This window comes from Vibrio satsumensis, assembly GCF_050337435.1.
GTDB lineage: Bacteria > Pseudomonadota > Gammaproteobacteria > Enterobacterales > Vibrionaceae > Vibrio > Vibrio satsumensis.
Genome location: NZ_JAKJSX010000011.1, coordinates 209,963 through 224,978 on the forward strand (window position 1 = coordinate 209,963; position 15,016 = coordinate 224,978).

Consider the following 15,016-nt stretch of genomic DNA (forward strand, 5'->3'; position numbering starts at 1 on the left):
TTTCTTACAGATTCCTAACTTAAGGGGCAAAAATTATATTATTACTGACCTGTTAAGCCACTTTCACCTCGGTAGATCACACGATCGTTACCACGATAGATACCAAATGTGACGACCGTGGAGGGATCTTCGTCCCCCAAGTGTCGCCAGTTGTAACGCAGCCATGGCTGGTCTTGATCGCTACCAGAACATAATATGTCATTTTCGCCCGTCTTCTTGCTTGGCTCCGAGTCATCCATTCTTAGCCACAAACGAACCTGTTCTCGTGGTGCATCCGTACCAGTCGGCGTATTTTGAACCGCAGTTACTTCTTCTTCACCATCATTTACATCTCCACTGCCACTAAGTGAAGCTAATGTGGTTTTCACATCATTACTGGTCCAAATGACTTGCTTACAAACATTTGAACCATTGAAAGTACTGCGATCATCATCCTCGTTCACAACAAACTCACTGCCATCCCAAAACTCAGCACGAAGTGGAATCGTTAGAGTAGTACCTGAGTTGCCACCAATATCATCGAGTACCATTCGGCCATAGCGGGCCGGAGGTTGGACTGGGAATACTGCCGAATCGGTCACAGGATCAGAGTCCGTAAATGACACAGGATCTACTCCTGTCACTGTTAAACCAAAATTAGTGGCTATTGAGCTAGCATCACTGGTATTGAAAGGGCCATCTCTGCGGCTAACATCATCTGAATCCGTAACTCGTTGCAGCTCAGCTGCATTGTCATTCAGTAACCAATGTTTACGATCAGCAGGCCAAGATCCGGCATCCGTATCTAGCAAGAAGCCGTTATCTATGTTGCTATCATCTACAACACCAAACTTTGCTTGCAAGTTTTCATTAAAGAAGCGGTAGTTATTGAGCGCATTATCCGTATCACTTTCACCAGATGCCATTGGATATACTTGGTGAATTGTAGAATCATATGGTTGACTTAAGTATGCGATATCATTTTGATTGGCGACATTCCATTCCGGAGTACCTTGAACAAAGAATTTAGGATAAAAGCGACCTATCGATTTACTGCCAGAGAAGCCACCTAAAATTGAACCGTAGAAACTCCCAGTTTCTGTCGCAATGAAGTTAAAGCTGCCCGCTTCTGAGTATTTCAGACTCTCGAACTTATAACCTTTATTAGCCTGGTCATTCGACGAAATTTGTTTAGTTAGCTGAGCTACCGGGGTTAAATCACCCAACTCAGCGTCAGGGTAATCCGCAATTAGAGGGGTATCTAAAGTCGTTGTAACTTTTACGCTTGCTGTCGACTTAAAGTAATTGTTCGTCAACAAGTTATCGTCAGTACAAACTGCAGATGAATTTGTATGCTTTATTGGGCGAGCATAAACATCGAATGACTCTCCCGCACTACTGAAACTGTCTGAGTCTTTATCGTTACTGTTTCCGTCCGAACTCTTATTCGTACAAATTGCAAATTTCCACGGGCGAGAGTAAACAGAGAAACTCCCTTCAACATCGTAACTCCCATCTTCGGGGCAGCCAGCAAAACCAGTACAATCAAAACTATTGTCTTTTAAAGTGACGTTGAAAAGCCCTGATTCAGAGATAGTTAAGTCAGTTGAGGCGCTACCTTTTTTGAACTCTGGTAAGTAAGTCAGCGAGCCATCAGAACCACTCCAAGAACTATCAAGCTTGTGAGTAATGGTAATTTCATCCCCAGCCTCACCTGTATAGTTTTCAGCAACAACAATTGAATCACCAGAATCACACGCTAAAACTTTAGTTACTGTCGGTGTAGCCTGCCCCGCAATAACGTCAAGACGATTCGTTGGAATATTGCCATCCACTAAAGAGAATTTAAATGGTACGAACTTGAACTGACTTTCTACCTCTTTGCCAGAATCATCCACTAATGTCGCCTTTAGCTTATAACCTGTATCAAAGTCAATATTGGCAGTATCTTTAGCGACAACTTTTAAAGTTAATTCACCATCATTATTAGAAACATAATTAGGGTAAGTACCTGAGCCTTGTATGACAGAAACATCAAACTCCTCAGGGCTTGGCGTGATATCTATAGTCACCCCTAGACTTTCTGCCACACCATTATTCGAAGTGTTAATCGTAAATTGAGGGGAGTCGTCGCCACACATCAAGGCTAGATCCGTCGCAGGGGAAATATCTATATCATAATCATCGACAGGCACAATACAGCTGGTCTCAGCATGAATTAAAGAGCTTGATGACATATTGACTGATTTAGCAGAAACAGCACCATACACTCTTGCTGTACCGCTCATGTCAACATTCTGTTCGCTGTATAACAGACCTACAAACGTGGTTTTATTTGCAGAGCCACTGCTATTTAAACTGACAAAACTGGAACCACTTTGTAATACGTTGACCCTAAAGTGTGTATCTCCAGCTAGAATGGGCTTATCCCCGCTCCAATTAACAATTGGAACACCGATATAGCTACCGTTGTTTACAGATAAGCTTTTAGTAAAGACGGTCACCGTATCGCCACTCTTGACGCGTAATTCCCCCGTGCCATTGATATTAAGTGTGCCAATTTTATATTTACCAGACTCTATTTCGACCACAGCACCAGTACCAATTGAGATGCTGTCATATTCGTAGATCTTCACACCACCAACAGTGATAGGTAAGGAAGTGACATTGTGGGTATAAGGGATATCTAACGAGTTGCCTAAATTATCTGGTACATCTTCTAATGCTTCTTTATCAATAAGTAAATCATCTAAGCCGAAGCATTGCTGGCCTTCACAAGCGACACCCGTTCTATCATTGGTATTCGAATTTAAAAAGCCTACATAACGATTCCCGCCATCTCTCAGCGCCCCTACTATTTGGGGAGAACCATTGATTTCCAAACTCCCATTGGAGCCTTTCCATGTTTGTACAGGACTTTTATTATTAAAACCTTCACAAATCCCGATGTCATTAGGCCTGTCAAACATGAAGAAACCAACGTCTTCTTTTACGTGACCACGCTCTTTATCTTTATCCATGTCCTCTTCAACTACGAAGTAGACTTTGTTTTTAGTGACATCGCAACGACGCAACCAACCGCCATTATTACCGTCACGAGAGTTCTTGTTAGCAACTAGAATCGGTGGGGCATCAAAACCCGCAAATGCTATATCGGTATATTCTAAACATCCCTGCTCAATAGGAGAGATGACCTTCTCATTAAGTTCGGTCGTTTTGAGAGTCTGCCCATCTCCTAACCAAAAACGTGCACCTTGAATAAACCCGTTCCCCTCACCAGCAACGAAACCCACGGTCTCTTTCTGAGTAAGGTTATTGTTATTCGTCACCTCTGACTTCTCTAGTGACAAGAAAAATCTATCTTTTTTGACCTCTCTAGCCATACCAGTAAACCACTTAGAACTGTTTCTTTTGGTTTGAGGTTGAACAAGAACCCCCGGAGTATTGGAGAAGTTGGAAGGTAAGCCATAATCCTGATAGTTAATCGTAACTTTGTTGCCTCGTTCACTTTGAATATATGAAGCGGCAACCTTAGTTTCAATCGATCCTGCGACTATCTTCGCCTTGTTACCTAGGGTGATAACTCCAGGTTCAATAACAAAGTAATCAATATTATGCATTGGGGCATCATTTACAAAATTAACGTGATTCGCTGCATTTCGATGAGGGGCAACCTCTTGAACAATGGTGGCAGTTAGTCTTGTAGTAGCAGTAACGGAAGCTGTTGAAGGTAATTCAGTTTGATTAAGAGACAGCTTAGATAGACCTGCATCGATAGTAGGCATAACGAAGACTAATGGCTTTGGCTTAGCCGAATCATAAGTGTTATCAAAAATAATCGTACAAGTACGTTGGCCATTTTGAGACGTAGTACACTCTGTATCAGTTAGAGTACCAAACTCAAACTGAGGGTTTAAGTTCACAGGGGGTGGCTGCGGAGGGGATATGCCGTCACTACAACTGACGTTAGTAATATCGTCATCATCATAGACCGGAGATAAGCTACCATTTTTCAAAGATTCGTACTTAGTTTCAATAAGGCTAGCACCTAATCCACTATCAATATCTCGTCGATAGTATTTAACTTCATCATTAGAAGCATCATTAGTAATTGTTACTTCATACAGGCGATCATCAATCAGATTTTGCTCATTGAAAATATATGATGGATCCGACCTTTTATGGTTTGTATACCAAATGACATGCCCATGGCTACCTTGTTTTAAATAAAAATCTTGATAGTCATCATCACCTTCTACCTGGAATGAAATGGTAAAATCCTCATTCCCCTTCAAGTTAGAACATTGATTTGCGTAAGTATTTCCTACAAAAAACAAACAAAAGAAGATAGCTACATACCTAAACAAGTTCATACTTACTCCCTCACCCAAACTTCTTGGATACGCTGTACTTGGTTGATACCCGAACCACAGATAGCTGTTGATTCTATTTTAAAAAATCCAACGCCATCTAAAACGCCGATTTGTCGACAAGTTAATTGATCGACAGTGCAGATGGTTGACATACCACTACTCACTTGATTGGCATTTAAGTTGCTACACACAGTGCTCACACTCGTTGAAACCGCAGGCGACACCGTTAATGGATAAACTTGAGTGAGTGCCCACTCATTCGCTGAATGTGCTAATAGCCAAGCCTGTGTTCCAAGCTGTTTACGCGTCAATGTATCGTGATTTGACCACTGAACTTGTACTAAAGAAGTCGCAAGGAAGCCCATCACCACAATAACAAATACTGCGACGACCAAAACACTGCCTTGTTGAGATGATTTTCTATGGCGCATTGAGTACCTGCACATCTTGTTGGTAAACACTTACTTCACTGTTTTGCTCTAGTACAAGGTCGATGTGAATCACACCACCTCGCTGCAAGCTAGGTTCTTCATAACGGAAATTACTTTCAGCATAATTAATACTATCCGCAACGGTGACTCCATTGCGTTGAATTAGGCCTTGATTCTGAACGGTATCATTCACCAAACAGTAACTCACCGAAGCACTCTCATCGTAAATATAATGGCGTTGAGCAATAGACTGACTACTAAGATTAACAGAGGTCGCGGTAAACACATTATTCGTAGAGATCAAACCTGAGACTGAAATCCGTTTAGTTGAACCCGCTCCTAAGTCAGAGTAATTCGTTGGGTTAATAATTAGAAAGTCATCTGCATCAAGTATTGGGGAGTCCTGGCCGATAATAAAATGTAGCTCGTCTGTCGCTTCATCAAGGTGATAAAAGCCTGAGTACTTAATAGCATAAAAGGTGAGACATTTTTGAGCAAAAGCCGAAGCAGGCATAATACTCGAATCAAAACTGTTAGGAACCGCGTGGCTTATCTCTCGCGACATTTTCTCGACAACAAATTGCCCTTTCACTTGCACCTTTTGTCGGTCAATAGTCTCAACATACCCTTTCATGCCATATTCAACAAACCCAGCAATCGCTAACCCAATCACACCAACGACCACGATCGTTACAATCATTTCTATAAGAGTAAAACCACGTTGCTTCATTAGTAGTTCCCCTTGTAAGCGATCACGCTATAGCGGTTGTTACCACCAAAGATCTGTAATTCAACGCGCTTCATCGTACCAATAGCGTTGTCGTTAACACCGTCCATGTTTTGATCATAAAACACGGAAACCTCAACACGAAAATTGGCATAACTGTCTTCAATATTTTCATCTAGGATATTAGCGAGTGGGTACTTCGTTGATGAGACACACGCTGACTCCGTAGTGTCAGTGTACCAACAACCAATATAGTCATCGACATCATTGAAAGCTGCGGGCGTTGCCTCTGCCCCATCCACTCCGAGTTCATTAGGAGCAGAACAAGCAGTCGCATCTGCGTCCCCACAGCGCACCAAACCACCATCAAAATCACTATGTTCATCAAAACCACGTGCCAATATTTGATTCATCAAACTCTGGCCTAGCGCCACTGAACGGTTTTGATAATGTGGGTCAGCAGAACTTGCAACTTGTGGTGCTAAAAAGCTAGTAATAGTGACCATCGCAATGCCCAATACGATAATCACCACAATGCTTTCAATTAGAGTAAAGCCACGTGAACGAATCATAGACACACTCCCTCACGCACATAACCTTGAGAATTAATGCAGACTTGGGCGCTATTGCTCGAAGTGGTTGAGTTAATCGTAATATTCACACCTGCACTTACCGAAGGGTTACCCAACAGGTCAAAGTCGATAACCGTATTCGCTGGAGAAAATGAAATATCTGATTCACGCACATAATCACTACGTGCATCGGCCTGTGTTTTTTGAGCGCTATTCGAAAGATTTAAGTTACACGCGGCCACAGAGCCTAAACAATCACTATTAATAGCAAGACGAAAGCTATCGTTAGCAGCGGAGACGTTTGATTGCATTCGATTGACTTGGATTTGGCGAATAACGGAGATAGCTTGTTCTTGTGCAGTAAAAGTGGAATAGCTAGAGGTACCAACGAAGCGACTCGCGGCAAACGTTGAAATAATACCGAGGATAATGATAACGATGATCAGCTCTACCAGAGTAAAGCCGTTGGGTGTGGGGCTGTTATCCATAATGAGCCTCTAACTGCCTAGCGAATACTGATTATACAAGATAACGAAACTGACGATCTTATGTATATGAATAGTTTTGATATTTATGTGTCGTAGATAGAAAAAAGGCCAGCAGGAGCTGGCCTTTCAGATCTAGATAATGGAGGTTACTCACATGCGCCAGCAACAGCATCATCACCAGTAGAGCTAACTACTCTAGCTGTAGCTTGTGCTGCAGAGGTAGCTGATGTGTAACGAACACATTGAGCAGTAAAGCCTTCAAAACCGTAATCAACTGTAGCGCCAGCACTAACAGAGCCGTCAGCAAGGTATACAAAACCATCCATATCGATAGCAGCAGCAATACCTGCAGAAGTAGCTGTTGGGTAACCCCAAATAGTTTGAACGCCTTCAACATCTACAGTTGTATTTGAAGTTTCTTCGCCTTCAATAGCAGCTTTACCAAATACAATGCCTGAAGCACCGTTCATAGCACCAGCTAAACCTTGAAGCGCTGATTCCTTCGCATCATCTTGCAGGTTTAGGAAACGTGGTGCCGCAGTTACAGCAAGAATACCAAGAATAACAATTACAACCACTAGTTCAATTAGGGTGAAACCGCCTTGTCTTTTCATAGTTAAGCTCTCTCTATGTTTAATTTTACGCAGACTTACTGCAAAGTTACGGTCACACGACCAGTTTTAATTTCGTAAACAAATTGGTGCTCGGTACTACCTTCTAATTGAATGTAAGTACACGTTGCATCACCTGAATTCGCTTGCGCTGAATATTTGTAATTTGAGTCGCTAGCAACATCTGAAACCGCACCTACTTTAGGTGGATTCTGCAATAAGTTTTCCATCAACTCAGAACATGTTTGGTCTGAAATATCTTGTGGCGCTGTACTAGAATCGCTATTCAGAGTCCAAGGGTAACCATCACGAAAATCAGTCTCAACATTGTTACTGTTCTTTGATCTTGTTAACCAAAAATCAACACCATCATAATTTACAGTATTGTATGTTTCAACACCTATCTTCTCTGATGGCCTTGCTTCTGCTTCCCACTGCGCTCTCGCCGACAAAACTGCCGTAGCAAAACCACCAGCGACACCTTCAATACTTGATTTCTTGGCTTCATCTGTCACATCTAAGAAACGAGGTAAAGCAGCAACCGCCAATAAACCAACGACTACAATCACAATAACCAACTCGACTAGGGAGAAACCCTTTTGATTTTTAAGCATTTTCTACCTACTCATCTAATTGCTAACGCGCATTATACATTTGCACACGTATAAAACCATAAAAAAAGTGTCAATATTTTCACAAAGCCAAAATATTGGCTTTCACACTAAACCTTTCATTTTTGAGTAATATATCTATTTGATACTTATCACTATAATGATAACGACAATGAAAATGTATGTTATCACTTTTGTCTTCAATACTTGGCGATCTTAGCCCTAAAATACTCTCTTGGGGATATAATTCCTCAAGCCAATAATTACAGTCTCGCTCCGTACCTTGAATCGGCTTTACCCAGCCCGTTCGACTATAACTTTTGGAGTGCTCCGAATCATTGTTTTGCTCGGAGCCTGATAACAAATACTGCTGTTTGAACAAATTGGCTTGCTCTAAAATCCGCTTGCTCGCCACAATAAATGCCGTGTTAGTCGCTTCTTCTTCTACCGTTTTAAATGCCGAAAGCACACCGACAATAAGAAAAAGAATAACCACAGTCCAAATAACAAAACGTGAGCGTTGTAGGTTATTTAGCATTCCTTAACCTTTGATTGCATCCAGCATTCCCCACATCGGTAAGAAAATACCTAGCGCCAAAATCAACACCATACCTGCAACGATGGTTAACAAGATTGGTTCGATTCTGGCAGTTAAGGTTTTGAGATCGTAATCGACTTCACGATCATAAAAATCAGCCACCTCAAGCAAGAGTTCATCAATACGACCAGTTTCTTCACCTACTGAAATCATTTGTATCACCAACGGTGTGAAAATTTCGCTGTTAATCGCAGTCGATGAAACCGTACTACCCGCTTCAATAGCCGATTTCATGGCTTGAACTCGCAACTCTAGAAAACGGTTATCCAAGGCTTCGGCCGACAAAGCTAACGATTGGTTAAGTGGTACACCGGCTTTTAGCATCAAAGCAAAAGTACGTGAAAATCGTGACAATAATGCTCTATTGACCACTCCACCAATAACAGGCATTTTTAAGCGTAATCTATCCCACTTTTCCAAGCCTTTGTCTGTTTTAACCCAGGCTTTAAACGCAAAGATAAGGCCAAAGATCACGCCAAGCATTAAGCCCCAGTAATTCACAAAGAATTCCGACATACCAATCAAGATACGAGTCGGCAGCGGCAGGTCGACACCAAAGCGCGCAAACATGCTAGAGAACTGTGGAATAACCTTTATGTTAAGAATGAACATTGCGATCAAAATAAAGCTGATCACGAACGTTGGATAACGCATAGCGGTCTTGATTCGCTTACGCGTCTCAACTTCCTGTTCGTAGTATCCAGCTAATTGAAGCAAAGCCTGATCTAAACGACCTGTGTTTTCACCAACGCCAATCATAGATACAAACAGCGGGCTAAACACCTTAGGGTGCATCTGCATTGATGCCGCTAATCCTCGACCATTAGTAAGCTCAGCAACCACTTCTTCGAGAGCAGCCTTCAACTGCTTATTTTCACAGTTTTGGGTAAGGCCTTTCATCGACCTTAAAAGTGGTACACCCGCTTTGGTTAGGCTGTATAACTGTCGGCAAAACAGAACCAACACCTCTAAAGGTACACTCGGAGAGAACAGGCTCGATACATCCATATCTAAGACTGAACCGCCACTTTTACCTAATTTGATAGAGGTTGGAATGATCCCCTTACTCATCAAACTTTCAGCAGCAAGATCTTCGTTATTCGCATCCAATTGACCACTCACTTGGCTACCATCAGAGCTGCGACCTACATAACGATACGTTGGCATATCACTCTACCCCTACAAATAAATTGGGTCGGTGGCACCAGAAGCATCGCCTTCGCCAAGATGCATGATCTCATCGAGACTCACGACACCTTGCAGAGCCAGTTCCATCGCAGAAGCCAATAACGGTTTGTAATTTTCAGACTGTCGGGCTGTTTGAGCAAAACCAACCGCATCATTCGCTCTTAGCGCATCCATCATGTTTTGTTCTAGCTCCAACATTTCAAATACACCAATACGCCCACGGTAACCGGTTAAATTACAGTTCTGACAGCCACGGCCTTTCATAAACGGCACACCCACTTGGTTAGGAAAGCGAACGCTCAGCCATTGCTTACGAGGTTCATCTAACTCATCCTCAACCTTACAATCGGTACACACTTTGCGAACCAATCGCTGTGCAACGACCGCTCGAACAGCACTCGCTACCAGATAACCTGGTGCTCCCATATCCATCATGCGCAGTGCACTGTCTACCGCATCATTGGTATGGAGGGTGCTTAATACTAAGTGGCCTGTTAATGCAGCTCTTAGACCAATCTCAACCGTTTCGTGGTCACGCATCTCACCAATAAGAATGATATCGGGGTCCTGACGCAAGAAGGTTCTTAGGACTGTAGAAAAGTCGAGATTGATCTTAGGGTTTACCTGAACTTGGTTCACACGAGGAAGACGGTATTCCACCGGATCTTCCGCGGTAATGATCTTTTTACCCGGTTCGTTGAGTTCGCTTAATGCACCATACAAGGTTGTGGTTTTACCCGAACCTGTCGGCCCAGTAACCAAGATCATACCGTGCGGGCGACGCAGCTGTTGACGAAGACGAACCAGCAGATCGCTCGGTATACCCGACGCTTCTAACTTACGTAAACCCGCTGATTGATTAAGAAGACGCATAACTACAGACTCGCCGTGCTGTACTGGCATGGTCGACATACGAATATCAACCGACTGACCTTTAGCACGGATATTAAAGCGACCATCTTGAGGAAGACGTTTCTCTGAGATATCGAGGTTTGCCATCAGCTTCAAGCGTAATACAAGTGCAGAAGCAATATTCACTTCGTTCAGCAGTGTTTCATGCAGCACGCCATCGATACGCTGACGAAGACGCAGTACGTTTGAGTCTGGCTCGATATGGATATCAGAAGCGCCGACTTGGATTGCATCTTCAAATAGCGAGTTAATTAGCTTTACTACTGTAACTTCGTCACTGTCTTCTTCAGCGATATCGAAATCAAAGGCATCATTAACTTGGTGTTCAGCGTGAAGCTGCTCAGCAAATGAGGCGATCTCTTTAGTTCTTCGGTAATAGCGATCGAAGCCATCAACCAATTGCCTCTCTGGAGCAACAACGAATTCAAGTGCGTAATCTCCTAACTGACCAAGCAAAGATTCTTGGGCAAACAGGTCGGCAGGGTCGCTCATTGCAACACGTAAAGTGTCACCTTGGCGTCCAATCACCAATGCACGAAGGCGACGAGCATGTACTTCCGGTAAAAGCTGTACCGCTTCGACATCGACAACAGCTCGGCTTAGATCAATAAGAGGAATCGCTAACTGCTGTGACAAGAAACTCAACATCTGTTGCTCTGACAAGAAGCCAAGTTCAATCAGTGCATCACCCAGCTTACGACCGGTGCTTTTCTGAGCAGCCAATGCTTGCTCAACTTGAGTCTCCGTGATAATGCCCTCTTCGACAAGCAAATCACCAAGCCTTTTTCTTAATCTAATTTGCATCGCCGCTCTCCTCTAAAGCATTGAGTATTTTTAACCGGTCACGCACAAAGCTTTGTGATTGAGATGAGATACCTACTCTGGTTAATGCACCTTGGTATGACGCTTTAGCTGCTACGAAATCGAGCTGACGTTCTTGCTGGATCGCTAAACCTAACCACCAGCGAGCATTATCTGAATCAATCTCAACCAACTTTTGGTAACTTTCCAAGGCCACTTCTTCTTGCTGAGACTTTTGACTCAATGCTGCACGCATAGCTAGATAGTCTTGCGTAGGGTTCGGCGGTAAATGTATTAATGGACTTAAGGCCGCTTCTGCTTGGTTTGCTTTAACCAAAAGCTTAGATAGGCCCAAGCGTAGCTTTTCGCTGTTAATATTAAGCTTAATCCCTGACTGAAACAGCTCGTACGCTTTACGTGTATCCCCCTTACCAAAATAGAGAATCGCGAGTTTCTGACGAACATCTTCATTTCGTGGCGTATAACGTAGAGCTTCAGTGTAGCCTTTCAGAGCACCAGTAAGGTCATTCGCATCAAGCGCTTTTTGAGCTCGCCCTTGTGCATTCACAGATAATTGCTCAGGCGTTAACTCGACCTGTTCGATCAACATTCCACTATTTTCTGAGCTACCAGAAGCTCCTAAGTCATTAGAGATAGAGGACGAGTCTGTTTTTGCCACACTAGCAACGTAAATCGGCTGAGGAATTTCAGTCTTAGTCGTTTGGGGCGTGCTTAGAGGTTTAGTTGATGCTTGCTGTTTTGTAGGTTGTGGGATAGACGCAGCAACCGAATTAGATACAACTGGCTTAGCTTGAGCGCTTTTTACCATCGCAGTGTTTTCTGTTGAAAAACTCGCAGAGTCTAGCTTCACCAGTTTCTTGGTTGGTGATGAGATAGGTTGAGCTACTTCCTGAAAATCATTGGAACTGTCAACGACAGAGACCTGAACCTGTACATCTCGAGTTGAGATTGAATGTTCGACAGCAGGACCTTGCGATATCGCCCAACCGCCCATTGCTAAACTCAGAGTAAAACCTGCTGCGACCCAAACCAATGGGGAACGTGTTTTTACTTTAGGTACAACTGCCGCTTCAATCGAAGTCGCTGATTTTTTCTTTGCCAATTCAGACAAGGCGTTGTTAATAACACTCATAATTAATTCCAACCCCACAGTATTGGCGTTTTAAATTTAGGCTTACATACATCGTATGTTTCATGCATAGCGGAAAACAGATGTTGGTTGTCGATACTTTTCTTATCTTCACTGAACGAAAGCAATAAAGCCTTATGGCAAAGTTGGTTGATCAATCTCGGAATACCTAGTGACGAACGACAGATCGCCTTCTTTTGGTTCAAACTGAATAACTCAGGATTACCACCAGATTTAGTGATCCGGTTATCAATATACGCCACCGTTTCATCGAGAGTCAGTGGCCTCAATGTTGAACTAAACGTGATTCTTTGACGAAACTGTCTGAGATGGTAAGCCTCTAGTCGAGTATCCAACTCAGGCTGCCCCAATAAAACAATCTGCAGCAGCTTTTTATCTTCTGTTTCAAGGTTACCAAACAGCCTTAATGTTTCGAGAGCTTCATCCGATAGAGCTTGGGCCTCATCAAGAATCGCTACCACTCTTAAACCCGAATTGTGCAATTCAATAAGCTTATGCTGAATGTTATCAACTAAGGTTGCTTCACTGTCGATAGTCAAACCGAGCTCTTTAGCAACAGCTTGGCGTAAGTCTGCACCTGAGAGCACAGGGTTTGGCAGGTAAATTAGAGCGGTACAATCATTTAGGTGATTGACTAGCATCCGGCAAACCATGGTTTTTCCAGTGCCTACCTCTCCGGTAACCTTAATCACACCCTCGCCCATTTCTAACGCCGATATTACCGTCTGAATCGCTTCAAAATGAGGCGCTAAACCATAAAAAAAATCGGTATTCGGCGTTAAGGTAAATGGCAGTTGTTCAAAACCAAAATGAGCTTGATACATAAGCAACCTAGCTTAGTTAGATACTGCCAATCTACATTGAAAAAGTAAGTAACTACTCCTCATCATCTGGGAACCACTGTTGAAGCAGATCTCGAGAACGTTCTAACTCTGTTTGCCATGTGTTCACACCGACGATTGTCGGTTTAAGCAAGATCACAAGCTCAGTTTTTTGCGTCAACTGACTGGTATTACGGAATAAGTGGCCGAGGGCCGGAATATCACCAAGGAATGGAACTTTAGAGGTTACATCGCTGGTATTTGATTTCATCAAGCCACCAATAACAACCACATCACCATCTTGAGCACGAATCACAGAGTCAGACTCACGAATAGAACTTTTTGCCAAAGGAAGCGTAACAACACCCGTAGTTGAACCCAAGTTAAGCTCTTTGACCTCTTCATCTACCTCAATGACTGCCGGGTGAACATGTAAGAACACACTGCCTTTATCATCGATCTGAGGTGTCACATCCAAAGATATACCCGAGAAGAACGGGGTTAGTTCAACCTCAGGAGCAACATTCGCGTTATCACCACTACCAACCGCACTTGATAAATCTGTTACGTAGTATTCATCGGTACCCACTTTAATAACCGCTTTCTGGTTATTCGCAGCTGTCACTCTAGGGCTAGATAGTACGTTCAAATCTCCCTGTGTATCCATGAAACTTAATACCGCTTCAAAGCTACTACCAGAAACAACAATATTAGATTGACCACCTAAAGCGGCACCAATTGGGTCCATCCCTGGCAATGTACCTGGGATTATCGTACCGGCTGCATCTTTAACAATAGAGCCCATGCCGATTGTGTAGTTAGTACCATTTGACGAGAACATCTTAGTCCAGTTGATACCCTGCTGGTAGCCATCACTCAAAGTCACTTCCATGATCTTCGCTTCCAAGATCACTTGGCGTTGTAAGCGCTTCTGAGAAATCCCTAAGAACTCACGAACTTCACGGATTTCATCAGGATAAGCACGAACCGTAATCACACTGGCTTGCGGGGTAACGACGACGCTCTGCCCATCACCAGAACCAATTAAGTGGGCAACGGCCGTCTCAAGCTGTGGCCAAAAATCACTTTCAGAGGTCGTTTCAATCTCTGTACCACCGTTCGATGTAGAATTCGATGAGTTAGAAGAGTTGGATGAATTAGACGAGTTTGAATTGGAACTTGAAGAACTCGATGAGTTTGAATCAGAAGTCGTGATCGTTCCGGTTGTGATCGTCGTTAATGAGCGACCAGAACGTTTAACTTGTAAGTAATCGACAGGAATCGTTACTGTACGCAAACCTGCTGGGTAAACCTGAATGACTTTGCCACGCTTTTCTATATCGTAGCCATACATATCCTGAGCCACAGCTAACACTTCATCTAATGTCACATCGGTTAAATTAAAAGTGAGCTTTCCTGAAACACTTGGGTGAATAGCAGCGCTATACTCAGTACCTTTCACTAAGCTTGCAAAAAAGGTTCTCGCTTCAACACCTTTTGCCTGAATACGAAAACGTTTAACCGTTTCCATTCCCGGAGACATAGAGTCAGAACTAAGCTGAGGCATAAGGTCATCTTGTACCGACGAAGGAAGATCATGAAGCGCTCTGCTATTGGCTTCATTAATTGATTCGTTTAAAGATTCTTTAATCTCAACAGGATCTCTATGCCCCATCGAACAGCCGACCAAAGATGACACTAGGATTGCTACTACAAGTTTACGCATGTCTTCA

General features: G+C 43.1%; 13 protein-coding genes. All 13 read right to left on the reverse strand.

Annotated features, from left to right (window positions below; translation table 11 throughout):
• Positions 1–41 precede the first annotated feature (41 nt).
• Entirely contained in the window at positions 42–4,352 is a 4,311-nt protein-coding gene (locus L4C44_RS15840) for a DUF6701 domain-containing protein (protein WP_428805349.1), read from the reverse strand.
• Between the two features lie 2 nt (positions 4,353–4,354).
• A complete protein-coding gene (locus tag L4C44_RS15845; RefSeq protein ID WP_123322484.1) occupies positions 4,355–4,783 on the reverse strand; it encodes an MSHA biogenesis protein MshP in 429 nt (142 codons plus the stop codon).
• Complete coding sequence (locus L4C44_RS15850) at positions 4,773–5,513, reverse strand: prepilin-type N-terminal cleavage/methylation domain-containing protein (protein WP_060982979.1); 741 nt, start codon at positions 5,511–5,513, stop codon at positions 4,773–4,775. Before L4C44_RS15850 ends, L4C44_RS15845 begins: the two co-directional genes overlap by 11 nt.
• Entirely contained in the window at positions 5,513–6,082 is a 570-nt protein-coding gene (locus L4C44_RS15855) for a type IV pilus modification PilV family protein (protein WP_428805350.1), read from the reverse strand. Before L4C44_RS15855 ends, L4C44_RS15850 begins: the two co-directional genes overlap by 1 nt.
• Positions 6,079–6,570 (reverse strand): prepilin-type N-terminal cleavage/methylation domain-containing protein, encoded by a 492-nt coding sequence (locus L4C44_RS15860; protein WP_060982977.1) that lies wholly within the window; start codon positions 6,568–6,570, stop codon positions 6,079–6,081. Before L4C44_RS15860 ends, L4C44_RS15855 begins: the two co-directional genes overlap by 4 nt.
• A gap of 146 nt (positions 6,571–6,716) precedes the next feature.
• A complete protein-coding gene (locus L4C44_RS15865) occupies positions 6,717–7,184 on the reverse strand; it encodes a type II secretion system protein (RefSeq protein WP_107898891.1) in 468 nt (155 codons plus the stop codon).
• 35 nt (positions 7,185–7,219) lie between these two features.
• Entirely contained in the window at positions 7,220–7,795 is a 576-nt protein-coding gene (locus L4C44_RS15870; protein ID WP_146490470.1) for a prepilin-type N-terminal cleavage/methylation domain-containing protein, read from the reverse strand.
• Between the two features lie 79 nt (positions 7,796–7,874).
• Positions 7,875–8,330, reverse strand: coding sequence for an MSHA biogenesis protein MshF (locus L4C44_RS15875; RefSeq protein WP_327784258.1), 456 nt, complete (start codon positions 8,328–8,330; stop codon positions 7,875–7,877).
• A 3-nt stretch (positions 8,331–8,333) separates the two neighbouring features.
• Complete coding sequence (locus L4C44_RS15880) at positions 8,334–9,557, reverse strand: type II secretion system F family protein (RefSeq protein WP_048657953.1); 1,224 nt, start codon at positions 9,555–9,557, stop codon at positions 8,334–8,336.
• Between the two features lie 12 nt (positions 9,558–9,569).
• A complete protein-coding gene (gene mshE / locus L4C44_RS15885; RefSeq protein WP_048657952.1) occupies positions 9,570–11,294 on the reverse strand; it encodes an MSHA fimbrial ATPase MshE in 1,725 nt (574 codons plus the stop codon).
• A complete protein-coding gene (locus L4C44_RS15890) occupies positions 11,284–12,444 on the reverse strand; it encodes a tetratricopeptide repeat protein (protein ID WP_428805351.1) in 1,161 nt (386 codons plus the stop codon). The genes mshE and L4C44_RS15890 overlap by 11 nt, the downstream gene beginning before the upstream one ends.
• Positions 12,445–12,446: 2 nt before the next feature.
• The gene (locus tag L4C44_RS15895) at positions 12,447–13,286 is read right to left on the reverse strand and encodes an ExeA family protein (protein ID WP_146490467.1); all 840 of its coding nucleotides are present in this window, start codon (positions 13,284–13,286) and stop codon (positions 12,447–12,449) included.
• Positions 13,287–13,338: 52 nt separating this feature from the next.
• Complete coding sequence (gene mshL / locus L4C44_RS15900) at positions 13,339–15,009, reverse strand: pilus (MSHA type) biogenesis protein MshL (RefSeq protein ID WP_146490466.1); 1,671 nt, start codon at positions 15,007–15,009, stop codon at positions 13,339–13,341.
• Between the last annotated feature and the right edge of the window lie 7 nt (positions 15,010–15,016).